The 18,682-nt window shown below is 68.8% G+C and carries 15 protein-coding genes; all 15 read right to left on the bottom strand.

Annotation, left to right across the window (positions count from 1 at the left end):
• Positions 1-19: 19 nt before the first annotated feature.
• Positions 20-916 carry a type VI secretion system accessory protein TagJ gene (locus tag M2165_RS10785; protein WP_280814642.1) on the bottom strand — a complete coding sequence of 299 codons (897 nt, stop codon included), beginning with the start codon at positions 914-916 and terminating at the stop codon, positions 20-22.
• A gap of 131 nt (positions 917-1,047) precedes the next feature.
• Positions 1,048-1,530: a type VI secretion system tube protein Hcp gene (locus M2165_RS10780; protein WP_280812876.1), complete on the bottom strand. Its 483-nt coding sequence runs from the start codon at positions 1,528-1,530 to the stop codon at positions 1,048-1,050.
• A gap of 50 nt (positions 1,531-1,580) precedes the next feature.
• The gene (gene tssC / locus M2165_RS10775) at positions 1,581-3,089 is read right to left on the bottom strand and encodes a type VI secretion system contractile sheath large subunit (RefSeq protein ID WP_280814641.1); all 1,509 of its coding nucleotides are present in this window, start codon (positions 3,087-3,089) and stop codon (positions 1,581-1,583) included.
• 16 nt (positions 3,090-3,105) lie between these two features.
• Positions 3,106-3,675: a type VI secretion system contractile sheath small subunit gene (gene tssB / locus M2165_RS10770; protein WP_280814640.1), complete on the bottom strand. Its 570-nt coding sequence runs from the start codon at positions 3,673-3,675 to the stop codon at positions 3,106-3,108.
• A 110-nt stretch (positions 3,676-3,785) separates the two neighbouring features.
• Positions 3,786-4,877, bottom strand: a complete 1,092-nt coding sequence (tssA, locus tag M2165_RS10765) for a type VI secretion system protein TssA (protein ID WP_280814639.1) — start codon at positions 4,875-4,877, stop codon at positions 3,786-3,788.
• A gap of 138 nt (positions 4,878-5,015) precedes the next feature.
• Positions 5,016-6,206 (bottom strand): fumarylacetoacetate hydrolase family protein, encoded by a 1,191-nt coding sequence (locus tag M2165_RS10760; RefSeq protein ID WP_280814638.1) that lies wholly within the window; start codon positions 6,204-6,206, stop codon positions 5,016-5,018.
• Between the two features lie 213 nt (positions 6,207-6,419).
• Positions 6,420-10,175: a molybdopterin cofactor-binding domain-containing protein gene (locus tag M2165_RS10755; protein WP_280814637.1), complete on the bottom strand. Its 3,756-nt coding sequence runs from the start codon at positions 10,173-10,175 to the stop codon at positions 6,420-6,422.
• Complete coding sequence (locus tag M2165_RS10750; RefSeq protein ID WP_280814636.1) at positions 10,172-10,660, bottom strand: 2Fe-2S iron-sulfur cluster-binding protein; 489 nt, start codon at positions 10,658-10,660, stop codon at positions 10,172-10,174. Before M2165_RS10750 ends, M2165_RS10755 begins: the two co-directional genes overlap by 4 nt.
• Positions 10,661-10,827: 167 nt before the next feature.
• Entirely contained in the window at positions 10,828-11,988 is a 1,161-nt protein-coding gene (locus M2165_RS10745; protein WP_280814635.1) for an ABC transporter substrate-binding protein, read from the bottom strand.
• 84 nt (positions 11,989-12,072) lie between these two features.
• Positions 12,073-12,801, bottom strand: coding sequence for a bifunctional nicotinamidase/pyrazinamidase (pncA, locus tag M2165_RS10740; RefSeq protein ID WP_280814634.1), 729 nt, complete (start codon positions 12,799-12,801; stop codon positions 12,073-12,075).
• Positions 12,802-12,849: 48 nt separating this feature from the next.
• Positions 12,850-13,584, bottom strand: a complete 735-nt coding sequence (locus M2165_RS10735; protein WP_280814633.1) for an ABC transporter ATP-binding protein — start codon at positions 13,582-13,584, stop codon at positions 12,850-12,852.
• 139 nt (positions 13,585-13,723) lie between these two features.
• Positions 13,724-14,488, bottom strand: a complete 765-nt coding sequence (locus tag M2165_RS10730; protein ID WP_280814632.1) for an ABC transporter ATP-binding protein — start codon at positions 14,486-14,488, stop codon at positions 13,724-13,726.
• Positions 14,485-16,419, bottom strand: a complete 1,935-nt coding sequence (locus M2165_RS10725) for an ABC transporter permease (RefSeq protein WP_280814631.1) — start codon at positions 16,417-16,419, stop codon at positions 14,485-14,487. Before M2165_RS10725 ends, M2165_RS10730 begins: the two co-directional genes overlap by 4 nt.
• 149 nt (positions 16,420-16,568) lie before the next feature.
• Positions 16,569-17,771 (bottom strand): ABC transporter substrate-binding protein, encoded by a 1,203-nt coding sequence (locus tag M2165_RS10720; RefSeq protein ID WP_280814630.1) that lies wholly within the window; start codon positions 17,769-17,771, stop codon positions 16,569-16,571.
• Positions 17,772-17,945: 174 nt separating this feature from the next.
• Entirely contained in the window at positions 17,946-18,533 is a 588-nt protein-coding gene (locus M2165_RS10715; RefSeq protein WP_280814629.1) for an amino acid synthesis family protein, read from the bottom strand.
• Between the last annotated feature and the right edge of the window lie 149 nt (positions 18,534-18,682).

The following is an 18,682-nucleotide window of genomic DNA, read 5'->3' as shown; positions in this document are numbered from 1 at the left end:
CTGGCGGGCAGGACGGCGCTCACTGGATCACGCGCTCCCCGTCGGTATCGCGGCCGGCCGCATCCGCTGCCGCGGCGAACTCGATCTGGCGGATGTCGAGCAGCGAATGGTCGCCCGCTTCGCTGATCAGCGTGCGCTGCCCGGCGCCGGCGTACTGCTCCTCGCCCGCGAGCGGCAGCCAGTCGGTGCGGCGGCCGAGCGCGGTCTCGTCGTCGAGTGCATCGAGCGCGCCCGGATAACGCACGGGCACCAGGCCGTTGAGGCCGCGGCCGTCGTGCAGCTCGATCATGGCCGGCGCCCAGAGCAGATCGACCAGGTGCTGCGGGCGCGAGAACTTGATGCGCCGCACCGCCGGCATCGGCAGCCACGCATAGCCCGAAGGCGTGAGCAGTTCCAGCACGGCGCCGATGCGCACGTCGCCGTCGCACAGCCAGGCGAATTCGCTGGTCTGCACGGGTTCGCCGTCGATGGCCTGCACGGCGCGCGCATCGCTGCGGTCCACGCACTGCAGGCTGCCCTGCAGCGCGGGCGCGGCCTCGCGCGCGGCTTCGCGCAGGCGCGCGGCCTCGGCGGCCTGTTCGGGCGGCAGCGCGGCGGCGGCGATGAGGCCGTCGACCCATTCATCGCGGCCGGCGATCACGGTCGGCGCGCGGCCGCCGTTCCAGAATTCGGTGCGGTGGCGCTCCGCAGTGAGCGCCATCGCGCAGGTGGCGCTGGCGGGCGCGAACGAAGGATCGATCTTCGCGGCCAGCTTGAGCTGGTCTTCAGCCCGCTGCCATTCGCCCCGAAGCGCCAGGAAATGGCACAGGGCCAGGCGCAGGCTCGCGTTCTGGGGACTGGCGCGGATCTGGCGCTGTACCCATTCGGTGTGCTCGGCCACGGAGCGCTCGCCCAGCACTGCAAACCCTTCGCCCATGAAACTTCCTCATTGGCTCGCGCGCGGCCGCGAGGGCCGCCCGAGTGAAAAACGTAGAGAGACGCGAAGACCGGGCCGCCGCACGCCGCGGTGCGGCGCGCGCGGGCCCGGCCGGGCACCACGGGGAAAGATCAGCCCTCGCGGTTTTCCTTGATGTTCCAGGCCAGCACCGTCTCGGCGCCCTTGCCGCCCTTGTCGGTCTGCTCCCAGTACTGCTGCTTGACCTTCGCGGCCTGGAACGCGTACTGCACCAGCACCGCCTCGCTGCCCTGCTCGGCCGAGTACTGCACCGACGTCACCAGCACCTCTTCCAGCGTCACGCGCGTGTACTCGATCTGCGAGCCGCCCGCCTTGCACACCGACACTTCCACCTTGCTCAGATGCTTGCCGCTCGCGCAGTTCTTCAGCACCGAAGGCGCCGCCTTGTCGATGCGTGCGATCACCTGCAGATCGTTGAAGCTGGCCTTGCCCACGCCGCCCCCGCCGCCGCTCACCATGTTGCCTGGCTGCGTCGCTCCCCATGCAAACGACCGGATGTCCGTCCACTCCTTGTGGTTCGAGTCCTTGGATTCGCCGTTCGCGCCCTCTACGCGCATGAACATGTCAACTGCCATGATTGAAAACCCCCAAAGTTATATATGCCCGATTGCGGGACACCGTTGAACTAGCTGCTGTCCTTCTTGTTGGATGGCAGCTTCGAAACCAGCCGCAACGACACCGTCAGCCCTTCGAGCTGATAGTGCGGCCGGAGAAAAAACTTGGCGGCGTAGTAGCCGGGGTTGTCCTCGATCGACTCGACCTGGACTTCGGCCGCCGCCAGCGGCTTCATCGCCTTCGTGTCCTGCGACGACGTGCCGGGGCTGCCGTCGACGTAGTTCATGATCCAGTCGTTGAGCCAGCGCTCCATGTCCTCGCGCTCGCGGAACGAACCGATCTTGTCGCGCACGATGCACTTGAGGTAGTGCGCGAAGCGGCAGCAGGCGAACAGGTACGGCAGCCGCGCGGCCAGGTTGGCGTTGGCGGTGGCGTCGGCGTCGTAGTACTCGGCCGGCTGCTGCAGCGACTGCGCGCCGATGAAGGCCGCGAAGTCGGAGTTCTTGCGGTGCACCAGCGGCATGAAGCCGTTCTTCGCGAGCTCGGCCTCGCGCCGGTCGCTGATCGCGATCTCGGTCGGGCACTTCATGTCCACGCCGCCGTCGTCGGTCGGGAAGGTGTGGGTCGGCAGGTTCTCGACCGCGCCGCCCGATTCCACGCCGCGGATCGAGGTGCACCAGCCGAACTGCTTGAACGAGCGGTTGATGTTCACGCCCATCGCATAGGCCGAGTTGGCCCAGGTGTAGCGGTTGTGCTGGGCCGAATCGGTCTCTTCCTCGAACTCGAACTCGTCCACCGGGTTGGTGCGCGCGCCGTAGGGCAGGCGCGCCAGGAAGCGCGGCATCGCCAGACCGATGTAGCGCGCGTCTTCCGACTCGCGCAGCGAGCGCCAGGCGGTGTGCTCGGTGTTCTGGAAGATCTTGGTCAGGTCGCGCGGGTTCGACAGTTCCTGCCACGAGTCCATCTGCATCACGGTCGGCGAGGCACCGGCAATGAAGGGGCAGTGCGCGGCCGCGGCGATCTTCGCCATCTCGCCGAGCATCTCGACGTCGGGCGGGCTGTGGTCGAAGTGGAAGTCGCCGATCAGCGCGCCGAAGGGCTCGCCGCCGAACTGGCCGTACTCGGCCTCGTAGATCTTCTTGAACAGCGGGCTCTGGTCCCAGCCAATGCCCTTGTGGCGCTTGAGCGAGCGCGCCACTTCGCGCTTCGATGCGCACATCACGCGGATCTTGAGCTGCTCGTCGGTCTCGGTGTTGTTGACGAGGTAGTGCAGCCCGCGCCATGCGCCTTCGAGCTGCTGGAAGTCCTCGTGGTGCAGGATCTGGTTGATCTGCTCGGAGAGCTTGCGGTCGATCTCGGTGATGATCGCCTGCACCGTGCGGTAGGCGTCGTTCGAGATCGTGACCGTGCTCTCGAGCGCCTGCACGGCGAGCGTCTTGACGGCGCTCTGCACGGCCTCGCGGGCCTGGTCGGTCTTGGGCTTGAACTCGCGCTGCAGCAGGTCGGAGAACTCGTTGGGCTCGAGCGCCTCGATGGTGGCGGTCTGCGCGCGCGCTGTCTGTTTGGGTGCGGTGCTCATGATGGAGATCCCGTGCTTATTCGGAAGAGGTACCCGGGCTGCCCGACTTCTCGTTGGCCGCCTCGACCGCCTTGGCCACGGCGGGGTTCGGCGCGGAGGCGAGCGACTTGAGCAGCTCGGGGTTCTGCAGCGCCTGCGCGATCAGCTGCTCGGCGCCGTTCTTGCCGTCCATGTACGACAGCAGGTTCGACAGCTCCGTGCGGGCTTCGAGCAGGTGCTTGAGCGCGCCCACCTGGCGCGCGATGCGCGCGGGCGAGAAGTCGTCCATGCTGTCGAAGGTGATGTCGACGTTCATCTGGCCTTCGCCGGTCAGCGTGTTGGGCACCTGGAACGCGACGCGCGGCTTGATCGCCTTCATGCGCTCGTCGAAGTTGTCGATGTCCACCGCCATGAAGTCGCGCTCGGCCAGGTCCGGCATCGGGTCGACCTGCTTGCCCGCGAGGTCGGCGATCACGCCCATCACGAAAGGAAGCTGGATCTTGCGTTCGCTGCCGTAGATCTCGACGTCGTACTCGATCTGCACACGCGGCGCGCGGTTGCGCGCGATGAACTTCTGTCCACTGTTTCTGACACGGTTGTCTGCCATAAAGCTTCCTCTTGAATCTCAATGCGTGTTGGTCGGACCCTGACTGACTGTTGCTGCTGCTGCCGCGCCGCGTGGGGCACGCACGCCTTCGCTCCCCCGGCGCTGCGCCTTCAATCCGCGGCCGAGCCGGCGCTCAGCGAGCGCCCCGCCAGGCTCTCTATCTTTTGCACGCCCTCGGGCACGAGCTCTTCGATGATCTGGAAGAAGTTGAGGTCCAGCAGCCTTTGCGCTCTGCGGATCAGCATCGGGGCCGGGTGGCTGGGCTCCGTGCGTTCCATGAACTGGCACGCTTTTTCCAACAGAACTTGCACATCATCACGGCTCGATATTTCAATATCTTTAACACTTGTCACACGTAGGCCGGAAGCGCCACTTGCCGGGCCGCCGGCCTGGGCGGGCCCGGATGCGGAAGCGCCCTCTGCGCTTCCCTCGCCGGCCGTGGCCGCTTCGGATGCCTCCGCCGATGCCGGCTGCGCCTGCTCGGGCAACAGCTGGACCACCGTGCGCAGCGAACGTTCGAGCCGCGAGAAATCGGGCGCCCAGCTCTGGCCCAGCGCGCGCTCGGCGATCTCGCGGATGCGCTGCAGCAGTTCGAGCGCCGCATGCAGCGCCACCACCGGCGGCGCGCCCTTCTCCTGCGCGCGCCGCGCCACTTCGCGCAAGCGGCCGATGCCGCCCGGGTAGTCGATCTGATCGGCCTTGCTCGAATCGAGCAGCGCCTCGACCTGCCGCAGGCTCATCGACGCACCGCCGTCCTCGAGCAGCCGCGCATCGCGCACGCTGCGCCCGAGACCCTCGGCCTCGGCCAGTGCGGCCAGCGCGTTCATGCGCGGCAGCGGGTCTTCGAATCCGTCGTCGACGACGCGCGGATGCACGTCGTCCCAGAATTTCTGCAGCACGCCCTCGACCACGCGCAGGCCATCCACGTAGCCGGGCAGTCCCTGGGTCTCGGTCCATGCCAGCGTCAGCAGGACCAGCACGCGCACGTCCAGCGTGCGCTGGCACAGCGCTTTCGCGAGGCGTTCGACGCGGGCCCAGTCGGGCGGCTCCGCGGGAATGATCGTGGCGCCGAACTGCTGCTCCCGCTTGCCCGTCGCGGCCTGTTGAAGTGCGAGGAATTCGGGGTCGTACTCGAGGTCTTCACCACACGGAAGCGGGCCTTCGACTGGCGACTGCAGTAGTTCGATCTCGCGCGGCGGCAACCTCTGTCTCCCGTGTTACTTCATTAACAGGCGGGTATCTTGAGGGGAACGTGAACAACGGTCAACAGCAACAGTTTGCTACGTGCTGCCAATGAATCACAAAGGAGTACAACTCCTTCGAATTCGTAGAAGTAACGTTTACAGCAGTTTTCGTGCGGCGAGGCTGCGCATGAGTGCGCTTAAGCCGAAAGTCCACCGCGGCGCCTGATCGGCGTGCACGACGCGGTTCAGCAGGGTACCCAGTTCGGGTGCCGAAATGCGCACTTCGTCACCGACCACATGGGTGAAGCCCTGCCCCGGTCCATGGCGGTCCTGCGTGGGCGCGAACATGGTGCCGAGGAACAGCATGAAGCCGTCCGGATAGTCGTGGTGCGCGCCGATGGCCTGCCCGACGAGGTCGAGCGGATCGCGGCTGATCTTGGCGAGCGAACTCGAACCCTCGAGCACGAAGCCCTCGGGACCCCGGACCTCGAGCGCCACGGTGATGCGGCGCACGTCTTCGATGCCGAAGTGCGCATCGAACAGCCGGATGAAGGGACCGATCGCGCAAGAGGCGTTGTTGTCCTTGGCCTTGCCGAGCAGCAGCGCGCTGCGGCCTTCGAAGTCGCGCAGGTTCACGTCGTTGCCGAGCGCCGCGCCCAGCGTCTCGCCGCGGCTGTTGACCGCGAGCACCACCTCGGGCTCGGGGTTGTTCCAGACCGAGGCGGCGTGGATGCCGATGTCCGCGCCGGTGCCCACGGACGAGAGCACGGGCGCCTTGGTGAAGATCTCGGCATCGGGGCCGATGCCCACTTCGAGGTACTGCGACCACGCGCCTTGCGCGATCAGCACTTCCTTCGCCCTGGCCGCCGCGTCCGAGCCCGGCACGATGCCCGCGAGGTTGTCGCCGAGCACGCCGCCGAGCGCCGCGCGCGTGGCTTCGGCCTTGGACGCATCGCCGCGCGCCTGTTCCTCGATCACGCGTTCGAGCAGGCTCTCGACGAAGGTCACGCCGCTGGCCTTGATGGCCTGCAGGTCGCAGGGCGCGAGCAGCCAGGGCCGGGCCTCGTCGCGCGCGACGGTGCCGTCGCTGTTGGCGAGGGCTTCGGCCAGCGTGGCGATGCGCGGCGCCTTGCCGCCTTGCACCGCGCGCTGCACTGCATCGGCGGGCGAACCCTTCATCTCGAGCAGGTCGCTCATCGTGGGCGCCACTTGCGAGAGATCGTGCAAGCCGCCCTCATGGACCGCGACCAGGACCGGGCCGACGCCGGGTTGCCAGACGCGGCCGACGAGGGTGGCGCGCGCGGCGTCTTGCGGAAGGGTCGAGGAAGCGTCGAGGCTGAGGGGCATGGGTTGTCTCTGTGTGTGGGTAGGGGATGGACGGGATCGTAGCGCTGTGCTGGGGGAGGCCGCTGGATGCGGGCTTCCGGACGCAGAGGACGCGAAGGTTTCGCGAAGGACGCGAAAGGAACAGCCAGGAAGATGTCCTGGTTCTTTCTTTTCTGCGACTTCTGCGTTCCTTCTGTCTTCCTTCTGCGTTCGGCTGTCCGGATTCGACAGCCCTCAATGCCCCTTCGCCCTCCGCACCCGCGCCACCTGCGCCTGCAGGTCGGGCCAGGCGGGCTCCTGCGGCGCGAAGCGCGCGCGCATGTAGCCCGCGAGTTCGGCGATCTGGCGGTCGTCGAGCGCTTCGCGGAAGGCGGGCATGAAGCCGATGTCGCGCGTGGCGGGCTCGCGCACGCCGTCGAGGATGGTGCGCAGCAGGTTGTCGGGCTTCGCGCTCGTGAGGTTGCTGTTGAGCGCGAGCGGGGTGTTCACGCCGAGCAGCGTGGGGCCGTCGCCGTCGTGGTGGCAGGCGGCGCAGGCGCTGTCGAACATGCGTTGCGCGGGGCCGAGCAGCCGTCCCTGCTGGCGCGCGGCGGCTGCGACGACGCGTTGCGCCTCGGCCTGCGCCTGGGCTTCGGGCACCGGCGCGGCGCCGTTGAACGCGGCGAGGTAGGTCGCCATCGCGCGGATGTCTTCATCGGGCACCGCGCCGAGCTCGCGCACCACCTCGGCCATTGGCCCGCCCGCGATGCCGTGGCGCGGCGAATGGCCGTGGCGCAGGTAGCGGTAGAGCGATTCGGCGTCCCAGGGCATGGCGGACTTCGATGCGAGCGACGTGAGCGGCGGCGCTTCCCAGCCGTCGACCATCGCGCCCGAGAGGTACGCGCTGCCGCCCTGCTCCGCGCCGAGCGCGTTGCGCGGCGTGTGGCAGGCGCCGCAGTGGCCGAGGCCGTTGACGAGGTAGGCGCCGCGGTTCCATTCGGCGCTCTGCGTGGCCACGGGCTGCGCGGGCGCGGGGTCGTGGAAGAGCGCGTTCCACCCCGCCATCAGCGGCCGCAGGCTGAACGGGAACTTGAGTTCGGCCTTGGGCGTCTCCGCGCGCACCGCGGGCATCGCCATGAAGTAGGCATAGAGCGCCTGCAGGTCGTCGTCGCTGGTCTTCGCGAACGCGGTGTACGGAAACGCCGGGTACAGATGGTGGCCGTCGCGCGAGACGCCCTCGCGCATCGCGCGCTGGAAGGCGCTGAAGGACCAGCGGCCGAGGCCGGTCTCGGGGTCAGGCGTGAGGTTGGTGGTGTAGAGCGTGCCGAAGGGCGTCTCCATCGCGCGGCCGCCCGCATTGGGTGCGCCGCCCGGCGCGGTGTGGCAGACGGCGCAGTCGCCCAGCGCGGCCAGCACGCGGCCGCGTTCGATGGTGGCCTCGCTGTAGACCGGGGCGGTCAGCGTGACGGGGGCGATCGCGGCACGCCAGCCGAGCAGGCCGGCGATGACGCCGATGCCGCCGACGACGAGCGCAGCACCGGTCGCCCAGACCCCTTTGCGCTTCGGCCAGACGGTATTGCTCCTTCCCCCGCTGGGGGAAGGTTGGGATGGGGGCGTAACGGCGTCACCACCCGCTCGCCGCTCGCCCCCACCCCCGCCCTCCCCCGGCGGGGGAGCGAGAAACTCCTGATCGAGCGCAGCCAGCACCGTCTCCGGCGTGAACGGCGGCGCACGAAAGCGCACCCCCGTCGCATCGAAGATCGCATTCGCGATCGCCGCCGTCCCCGGCACCGAGGACGATTCGCCCGCGCCCAGCGAGGGCTCGCCGGGCCGCGGCATGTGCATCACCTCGATCACCGGCACTTCGCGGAAGTTGATGATCGGATAGCTGCCCCATTCGCGGCTCGCGACCACGCCCGAAGGCAGCACGCCGGGCAGCTGCGCGCCGCCCGCCCCGGCGCCGGCCTGCGGCGCGAACTGCACCTGCTCCTTGAGCGCGCGGCTGGTGGTCTGGATCACGTTGCCGTGCACCTGGTGCTCGACGCCCGCGGGGTTGACGAGCAGCCCGGCGTCGTGCCCCACGACGACGCGGCGCACGTGCACCTCGCCCGTCTTTCGATTCACCTCCACGTCGGCCACCCATGCCGCCCATGCCGCACCGAAGCCCGGCCACTTGCTGTGCACGTAGCGCGCATAGGCGAAGCCCTGGCCGAAGAGGATGTCGCCACCAGCGCCGAGCCCGCCGTCGGCGTTCTCCTGCGGGCCGGTGCGCATGCGCCAGCCGGCCTTCTGCGCCGTGGCCTGCACCAGTTCGACCGCGCGCGGATCGTTCAGGTGGCGCAGCCGGAACTGCACCGGATCGACACCCGCGGCGGTCGCGAGCTCGTCGATGTACGACTCGTGCGCGAACGAACTCGGCAGCGCCGACACGCCGCGCAGCCAGGAGGCGCGCACGATCGGCGCCATGTCGTTGACCTTCACGCGCAGGTTGTCGAAGGCATAGGGCGGCCGCGCGGTGCGGTCGCCCATCTCGAAGGCCTGGGGCAGCGGCTCGATGGTGCGCGTGAGCAGCAGCGCCAGCGTGGGCGCGCCGTTCGAGGGGTACGAGGTCTGGAAGTCGTAGGCGGCCACGCGGCCGTCGGCCATGAGGCCGCCGTCGATCTCCATGAGCTGCGCCGCGCCCTTGGGCTCCCACGCATGCTCCTGCTCGCGCGTGAGCTGCACGCGCACCGGCGCGCCGACCGCGCGCGCGAGCAGCGCCGCATCGGCCGCGACGTCGTCGGCGCCGTTGCGGCCGTAGCAGCCCGCGGCCTCCATGCGGACCACGTCGACCTGCAGGTCCTGCAGGCCCATGAGCTTCGCGAGGTCGGCGCGCAGCACGTGCGGGTTCTGCGTGCCGGCCCAGCAGCGCAGCCGGACCGCGCCGCCGTCGGCGGGCTGCCACTCGGCAAGCGCGCACGAGGGCCCGATCGACGCATGCATCTGGTAGGGCCAGACGTAGGTGCGCGGCATGGGCCGGTCGGCGCCGGCCAGGGCGCGGTCGACGTCGCCCTCGTCCACCAGCAGCCGCTGGGTCGACGGGTTGTCGCGCAGCGCCTGCGCCACGTCGCCCAGGTCGGGCATGCCGGGCCAGGGCTTCCATGCGACCCGCAGTTCGCGCAGCGCCTGCTCGGCATGTTCCTCGCGCTCGGCCACGATGCCGACGAAATCGCGGATCACCACCACCGCGCGGATGCCGGGGATGTGCGCGATCGACGATTCGTCGACCGATTCGAGCGTGTTGCCGATGAAGTCGCCGTGGTCCGCGCCCGCGTACGGCGGTCGCACCACGCGCCCGTGCAGCATGCCGGGCACGCGCATGTCGTGCACGAAGACCTGCTCGCCCGCGAGCTTGGCCGGGATGTCGACGCGCGCCTGCCGCGTGCCGACGATGCGGTAGTCGGCCGGGTTCTTGGTGGGCGCCTGCGGATCGAGCCGGAGCACCGTGCGCTGTCCGCGCACCAGGTCGGCGTAGCTCACGCGGCGCCCGGGCGCCTCGGCCACGCGCACCAGGCCGTTGCGCATCTGCAGCATCTCGGCGGGCACGCCCAAGTGCTCGGCCGCGCGTGCGAGCAGCCAGGCGCGCGCCTGCGCGGCCGCGAGGCGCAGCGGCTGCGCATGGATCTGGATCGAGGCGCTCGCGATGGTCGCGCCCTGGTTGGGCGCACGTGCGGTGTCGCCGAGCATCATGCGCACGCAAGGCATGCCGAGCTCGAGCTCCTCGGCCACGATCTGCGCCAGCGCGGTCTGGATGCCAGTGCCCAGGTCGACGTGGCCGTTGAGCGCCGAGGCGCTGCCGTCGTCCCACACCGCGAGCAGGATCTCGTCGCCCTCGGCCGGGTTGCCCGCGATGAAGGCCGGCTGGCCCTTGGCCGGCGGCGGCGCGGGCGGGGTCTCGCGCACCACCAGCAGCACGCCGTCGGCCGAGAGGAATTCCGCGCGCGTGCGCGGCAGGTCGGCGCGCCGGTTCATGCCTGCTGCTGCATGCGCAGTGCCGCGCGCCGCACCGCGTCGAGGATCTCGACGTGCGTGCCGCAGCGGCACAGGTTGCCCGAGAGTTCGCCGCGGATGCGCGCCTCGCTCGCATTCGGATCGCGCGTGAGCAGCGCCGCGGCCTGCATCACCATGCCGTTGAGGCAGTAGCCGCACTGCGCGGCCTGGGCTTCCTCGAAGGCGGCCTGCACCGGGTGCCAGTCATCCTTCGTACCCAGCCCTTCGAGCGTGGTGATGCTCCGGTCGGCGACCCCATGCGCCGGAATCACGCAGGCGCGCGCCGCGACACCGTCGACGTGCACCGTGCACGCACCGCACTGCCCGAGCCCGCAGCCGTACTTCGGCCCGTTGAGCCCCAGGTCGTTGCGCAGCAGATGCAGCAGCGTGGCCGCACGCGGCACGCCCTCAAGCGCATGCGCGCGTCCGTTGACCTCCAGATTCAGCAGCGGCAATTCAGTCTTCACGCGCGAAGCAAGCCTCGAACAGGCGAATCGGGTCGGCCGGGCCCGGCGAGCGCAGCGAAGCCCCCAAGGCACCCGTGGAACCGGCTCTGCCGGGCCACCGGGTGCGCCCCCTCCCGCCGCAGGCGAGAGAGGGGGGAGCCGCGAAGCGGCATGGGGGGTGCTTCATGTCACCGCCGGAGTTGGCCATCACGGGTGTACATCTCCAGGTCGACGAAGGTCGAGCCGTTGTGGTTCTTCGCGCTGTACTCGATCGGGAAGTCGCCGAAGCGCGTGCTGCCGATGCTCTCCAGCCCCGCGATGAAGCTGTCGCGCGTGAGCGCCTTGCCCGCGCGGCGCAGGCCCTCGGCCATCACGCGCGCGGCGATGTAGCCCTCGAGCGCGGTGTAGCTGTCGATCTTCTCGCCGAACTCGGCGCGGTCGCGCTGGTAGTCGGCCACGATCGGGATGCGCAGCGCCTGCGGCGGCGGCACGATGCTGGCGGTGACCAGCCCCGCGAGCTTGCCTTCGAGCCGCTTGGCCGAACCGGCCGCGTCGGTGATGCCGACCGAGAGCGTGTAGAGCGGCGCGCCCACGCCGGTCGCGCGGTAGTCGCGCATGAAGACCTCGACCTGGCGGCCCGCCATGATCATCACGACCGCGCCGGGCTTGACCTCGGCCAGGCCCGCGGCCAGGGGCTTCGCATCCTCGGCCGCGATCGCGAGCGGAAAGGTCTTCTCGACCTTGACCTTGTAGTCGGCCGCGAGCTCCTCGCAGGTCGCGAGGTTCGACTTGCCGAAGGCGCTGTCCTGGTAGACCACCGCGATCGAATGGATGCCGATGGTCGAGAGGTGGCTGATGATCTTGCGCAGTTCCAGGTCGTAGCCCGCGCGCACGTGGAACAGGTAGCGGTTGGTCTTGGCGCGGAACGAACTGGTGCCCACGAGCGGCGCGAACATCGGCACGCCGGCCTTCTCGGCGAGCGGCATCGCGGCCGCGAGGTTGCCGGTGGCGACGTAGCCCGTGAGCGCGAACACCTTGTCCTCGTCGATCAGCTTGGCCGTGTTGGCGGCCGTCTTCGCGGGTTCGTAGGCATCGTCGTACGAGACCAGCTCGATGCGCCGGCCATGGATGCCGCCCGACTTGTTGACGCGGTCGAAGTGGAGCTTGATGCCTGCGCGGTAGTCGACGCCGAAGTCCTTGGCCGGCCCGCTGAACACGGCCGACTGGCCGATGCGGATCGTAGTGTCGGTGACGCCGTTGTCCGCGTGCACCGCAAGCGAAAGCACCGGCCCCAGGGCCAGCGCGGCGCCGCCCGCCATCAGGGCGCGTCTCGAGATCGAAGTCGTCATGCGGGGTCAAGCTCCTCGTTGTGGTTATCGGAATCGCTGCGGATGCTGGTGCTGCTGCCGCGGCCGGCGCGGCCAGGGAATCGTTCAGGCGTCGATGTCGCCGGACTGGATGCGCCTGACGCCCTTGGCCGTCATCTGCTTCCAGGCCGCCGCGAGCGAACCGTTGAGGTCGATCGCGCGCGTGGCGTCCTCGATCACGTAGACCTCGAAGCCGGCCTTGCGCGCGTCGAGCGCGGTCCAGGCCACGCAGAAGTCGGTCGCGAGGCCGGCGACGTAGACGGTCCTGATGCCGCGCTGCTTGAGGTAGCCGCCGAGGCCCGTGGGCGTCTTGCGGTCGGCCTCCTCGAAGGCCGAGTAGCTGTCGACGCCCTTGTTGAAGCCCTTGCGGATGACCAGCTGCGCGGTGGGCAGCTGCAGGTCCTTGTGCAGCGCCGCGTCGTCGGTGCCCTGCACGCAGTGGTCGGGCCAGAGCACCTGGTTGCCATAGCTCAGCTTGATGCTGCTGAACGGCTTCTGGCCCGCATGCGCGCTCGCGAACGAGGCATGGCCGGGCGTGTGCCAGTCCTGCGTGACCACGATGTTGGCGAAGGCGCCCGCGATCCGGTTGATCACCGGCACCACCTCGGCACCGCCCTTCACGGGCAGCGTGCCGCCGTCGACGAAGCAGTTCTGCACGTCGATGACGAGCAGCGCCGACTTGCCGTCGGGCTTCACCCTGCCCGCCGCGAAGGCGTTGAGACTCAGGCTGCCGAGGCCGCCGGCCAGGCCGAGGGCGGTGGCAGCGGATCTTGCGACGAAGCTTCTGCGGTGCATGGCGGACTCCTCGAAAAGAGAAAGACGAACGACGGGGACGGAACGGAACTAGACGCTCAGGTAGGCGCGGCGCACCTCCTCGTTGGCCGCGAGCTCGGCCATCGTGGCCTGGTAGCGGATCTGGCCCTTCTCGAGCACGTAGGCGCGGTCGGAGACCAGTTCGGCGAAGTGCATGTTCTGCTCCGACAGCAGGATGCTCACGCCCTGCGCCTTGAGCTCGAGGATCATGTTCGCCATCTGCTCGACGATCACGGGCGCCACGCCCTCAGAGGGCTCGTCGAGCAGCACCAGGTAGGGGTTGCCCATGAGCGTGCGCGCCACCGTGAGCATCTGCTGCTCACCGCCGCTCATGCGGCCGCCCGGGCGGTGCGGCATCTCGCCGAGGTTCGGGAACAGCTTGAACAGCCGCTCGGGCGTCCACAGCGGCGCCTCGCTGCCGTCGGTCCAGCGCCGCGGCGCCTGCTTGCCCACTTCGAGGTTCTCCATCACCGTGAGGTCGGTGAACACGCGCCGGTCCTCGGGCACGAAGCCCAGGCCCAGGCGCGCCGCATGGTGCGGCTCGCTCTTCGAGATGTCGTGGCCGAGGAAGCGCACCGCGCCGCGGCGCTTGCCGAGCATGCCGATCAACGCCTTGAGCGTGGTCGACTTGCCCGCGCCGTTGCGCCCCATGAGCGCCACCACTTCGCCGCGCCGCACCTCGAGGTCGACGTCGTAGAGAATCTGCGCGGCGCCGTACCAGGCGCACAGGGCCTTGGCTTCTAGAAGAGGTTCCGAGGTGTTCATCGAGGCTTGAGGGAATGCGGGATCGGGCAGCCGAACGCAGAGAGCGCAAAGATTTCGCGAAGGTCGCAGAAGGAACTTCCAGAAGATTTTTTTGCGACTTCTGCGAAACCTTCGCGTCTTCTGCGTTCTGTCTCGGTATTCATGCCGCTGCCTTTTCGAAGGTCTTGCCGGTGCCGAAGTAGACCTCCTGCACCTTGGGGTGGTCGCGGATCTCGAGCGGCTTGCCCTGCGCGATCAGGCGGCCGCGCGCGAGCACGATCATGCGGTCGGCATACGCGAACACCACGTCCATGCTGTGCTCGGTGAAGAGCACCGCCATGCCGCGGTCGATCACCAGCTGCTTGGTCAGCGCCATCAGCGAATTGCGCTCCTTGGGCGCCATGCCGGCCGTGGGCTCGTCCATCAGCAGCAGCTTCGGACTGTTGGCCATCGCGATCGCGAGCTCGACGCGCTTCACGTCGCCGTAGGCCAGCACGCTGCAGGGCCGGTCGGCCTGCGACTTCATGCCGACCTGGTCGAGCAGGGCGAGCGCCTCCTCGCGCTTGTGGTCGGCGGCGCGGCGCCACATCGAGAACAGCTTGTGGTCGTGCGAGAGCAGTGCCATCTGCACGTTCTCGACCACCGTGAGCGAGGCGAAGGTCTCGGCGATCTGGAAGGTGCGGCCCACGCCCATTCGCCAGATCTCGCGCGGCCGGCGGCCCACGAGTTCCTGGCCGTCGAGCGTGATCGAGCCCTGGTCGGCCTTGAGCTGGCCATTGACCATGTTGAAGGTGGTGGACTTGCCCGCGCCGTTGGGCCCGATCAGCGCAAGCAGCTCGCCGGGCGGCAGCTCGAAGCTGATGCCGTCGACGGCCTTCACGCCGCCGAAGGACTTGCCGAGGTTGTGCACTTTCAGAAGGCTCATGCCTTCACCTCCTCGAGCTTGTTGGCGCCGTTGCCGTGCGCATCGTGCTTCGCGCCGCGGAAGCGCTCCGCGAGCTGCTTGATCGAGCCCGCGATGCCCTGCGGGAACAGCAGCACCAGGATCAGGATGATGGCGCCGAGCATCGCGCGCCAATAGTCGGTGTTGCGCGCCACGGTGTCGTGCAGCCAGGTGAAGGTCACGGCGCCGACCACCGGACCCGCGAGGGTCTGGATGCCGCCGAGCAGCACCATCACCAGCCCGTCGACCGAGCGGCCGACCGAGAGCGTCTCGGGCGAGATGCTGCCCTTGGAGAACGCGAACAGCGCGCCCGCGAGCCCCGCCACCGCGCCCGCGATGACGAAGGCCGCCCACTGCATGCGCTTGACGTCGATGCCGATCGCGTCGGCGCGCAGCACCGAGTCGCGGCCTGCGCGCAGCGCATAGCCGAAGGGCGAGTACAGCACGCGCCGCAGCCACCAGATGCCGAGGCCCACCAGCAGCAGCGTGAGCCAGTAGTAGTTGCGCTTGTCCGAGAGCCAGGCCGAGGGCCACACGCCCGTGAGGCCGTTGCTGCCGCCCGTGAAGCTGTCCCACTGGTAGGTGATGGCCCAGGTGATCTGCGCGAAGGCGAGCGTGAGCATGGCCAGGTACACGCCCGAGAGCCGCACCGCGAACCAGCCGTAGACGAAGGCGCCGAGCGCGGCCACCAGCGGCGCGACGATGAGCGTGAGCTCCATCGGCAGGCCGAGCGAGCGCGCGAGCAGCGCGGCGCCGTAGGCCCCGAGGCCGAAGTAGGCCGCATGGCCGAAGGAATGCATGCCCGCCGGTCCCATGATGAAGTGCAGACTGGTCGCGAACAGCGCCGCGATCATCAGGTCGATGGTGAGCACCATGGTGTAAGGCGAATCGGCCGCGAGCAGCGGCAGGCCGGCCAGCAGCAGCGCGAGCACCGCGGCGCCCGCCATGTAGGCGTTGCCTGGGCGGCGCAGCGGCTCCTCCTGCATGCCGACGTAGCGGCTCGGCGCCTGCGCCCGGCCGAACAGGCCCCAGGGGCGCCACACGAGCACCGCGGCCATCACGAGGAAGTCGACCATCAGCGTGAGCTTGGAGAAGGACACGTCGATGCCGAAGATCTGCACCACGCCGAGCCAGATGCACACGGCCTTGATCTCCGCGATCAGCAGCGCCGCCACGTAGGCGCCCGGGAGCGAACCCATGCCGCCGACCACCACCACCACGAAGGCCGCGCCGATGGTGTTGAGGTCCATCTCGAGCGTGGCGGGTTCGCGCGGCAGCTGCAGCGCGCCGCCGAGGCCCGCGAGCAGTGCGCCGAGCGCGAACACCGCGGTGAAGAGCCAGGCCTGGTTGACGCCGAGCGCGCTGACCATCTCGCGGTCCTGCGTGGCGGCGCGCACCAGCGTGCCGAAGCGCGTGCGCGTGAGCAGCAGCCACACGAGGCCGAGCACCACCGGGCCGACGACGATCAGGAACAGGTCGTACGAAGGGAACTGGCGCCCGAGGATCTCGACCGAGCCCTTGAGGCCCGGCGCGCGAGGGCCCAGCAGTTCATCGGGGCCCCAGAGCCACAGCACCGCGTCCTTGATGACGAGCACCAGCGCGAAGGTCGCGAGCAGCTGGAACAGCTCGGGCGCCTTGTAGATGCGGCGCAGCAGCACCACCTCGATCAGCGCGCCGAGCACGCCGACCGCGAGCGCGGCGATCAGCAGCGAAGGCCAGAAGCCCAGGCTGGAACCGAGCTTCTCGACCAGCGTGTACGCCACGTAGATGCCGACCATGAAGAACGAGCCATGGGCGAAGTTGACGATGCGCGTCACGCCGAAGATCAACGAGAGGCCGGCCGCCACGAGGAACAGCGACGACGCGCCGGCCAACCCGTTGAGCAACTGAACGACAAAACCTGAAAAGCTCATCAAAAAAGTCCTTTGCTCGCCCCCAGGCTTGCCCACTTCGTGTGGCCGCCCACCCCCTACCGGGGGCAATACCTGCGGCCCGGCAAAGCCGGTTCCGCGGTATTCCTGGAATGGTTCGCTTGCGGTAGAGGGCTATGGTCGGTCGACGGTCAGTCTGCGGGGCGCATCTTCTTGACTTCGTCGTCCGACGGCTGGAACTTCGCGCCGTCGAGGTACACGTAGTCGACCATCACGCCCTTGCCGCCGTCGTTCTTCGTCTTGCCGACGTAGGCGCCCATGGTGGACTGGTTGTCCTGCGCGCGGTAGCTGATCTTGCCGAAGGGCGTGTCGACCTGCAGGCCCTTGAAGGCCGCGACCAGCTTCTCGGTGTCGGTGCCGCCGGCCTTCTTGATGCCCGCCGCGATCGAATGGATGGCGCTGTAGCCGACCACTGAGCCGAGCCGCGGATAGTCCTTGAACTTGGCCTGGTAGGCGTCGAGGAAGGCCTTGTGCTCCGCCGTCTTGACGCCGTTCCACGGATAGCCGGTCACGATCCAGCCGTTGGGCGCCTCGTCCTTGAGCGGGTCGAGGTACTCGGGCTCGCCGGTCAGCACGCTCACCACCTCGCGGTCCTTGAACAGGCCGCGCGTGTTGCCTTCGCGCACGAACTTCGAGAGGTCGGCGCCGAACAGCACGTTGAAGATCGCGTCGGGCTTGGCATCGGCCAGCGCCTGCACCACGCTGCCCGAATCGACCTTGCCGAGCGGCGGCGCCTGCTCGGCGACGAACTCCACGTCGGGCTGCGCAGCCTTGAGCAGCTGCTTGAAGGTGGCCACCGACGACTGGCCGTATTCGTAGTTGGGGTACACGACGGCCCAGCGCTTCTTCTTGAGCTTGGCGGCCTCGGGCACCAGCATCGCGACCTGCATGTAGGTCGACGGGCGCAGGCGGTAGGTGTACTTGTTGCCGTTGCTCCAGACGATCTTGTCGGTCAGCGGCTCGGCAGCCAGATAGAAGAACTTCTTCTGCTTCGCGAAGTCGGTCAGCGCGAGGCCGGTGTTCGAGAGGAAGGCGCCCGCGAGCACGTCGACCTTCTCGCGCGAGATCAGCTCCTCGGCCACGCGCACCGCATCGCCGGGGTTGGCGTTGTCGTCGCGGCTGATGAGTTCGATCTTCTTGCCGTTGACGCCGCCCTTGGCGTTGATCTCGTCGACCGCGAGTTCCATGCCCTTCTTGTAGGGCTCGAGGAAGGCGGGCTGCGCCTTGTAGCTGTTGATCTCGCCGATCTTGATCACGCCCTGGGCGTGGGCAGGGACGAGGACGCAGATCGCAGCGAGGGCGGTGGCGTTGAGGACATGACGCAACGGGATCATCGGAAGCTCCTTGAAAAATCGAGCGCAAACAAATCGGGATCGGACAGCCGAACGCAGAAGCCGCAGAGGTTCCGCAGAAGTCGCAGAGAAGTCCCGAAGAAGATCTGGGTATTCACTTTGGCGACTTCTGCGTGATCTTTGCGACCTCTGCGTTCGGCTGTCCGCATTCGGTATTCAGCGAAGGCCGTCTTCGCCCTTGATTTCGGAAACCTGCAGGCCGCCGATGCGGGGCAGCGGCCGGCCGCTGTCGGTGACGGCCACGGCCACCACGATCTCGTTCGCGCGCGGCGCATCGGACACGCGGGCCTCGACGGCGTCGAAGTGGCTGCGCACGAAGGCGGCGTCCTTGTGGCCGAGCGGCACGTCGATGGCGGTGCCGAGCGTGCCGCGCTTCTTGGCCGAGGGCACCAGCGCCGCGCCCTTCTCGACCGCCACGCGCAGCGGCGCGCCGAGCTTGGGATGCAGGATCGCGGCGGCATGCTCCAGTTCACCGCCCTCGCCCACGATCGCGGCCTTGCCGTAGCTCTGCGCCTGGCCGGGCTCGATGCCGAGCGCCTTCACGGCCTTCTGGCCGAGCAGCGCGCCGAGCTCCTCGCCGATCGCGATCAGCTGGTCGAGGTTCTCGCTGTAGCGGCCCGCGTAGGGGTTCTCGATCACGGCGATCGCGACGGCGCGGCGCGTGGGGGGCGTGATGTCCTGGCCCATCTCCTTACGGGTCTCGTCGACCTGGATGACGAGCTTGCGGATGTTGGCGGTGGTCATTGGCTCACCCCCAGGCTGCGCGCACTGCGTGTCGCTTCGCCACCCCCCTCTCCGGGGGCAACACCAGCGGCCCGGCAAAGCCGGTTCCGCGGTGTTCCTGGCTTGGAGCGGCTGAGCTTGAATGGTGAGGTTGGGGTCGTGATCATGGT

It is taken from the genome of Variovorax sp. TBS-050B, assembly GCF_029893635.1.
Taxonomy (GTDB): Bacteria; Pseudomonadota; Gammaproteobacteria; order Burkholderiales; family Burkholderiaceae_C; genus Variovorax.
This window is presented reverse-complemented; position numbering and strand designations above follow the sequence as displayed.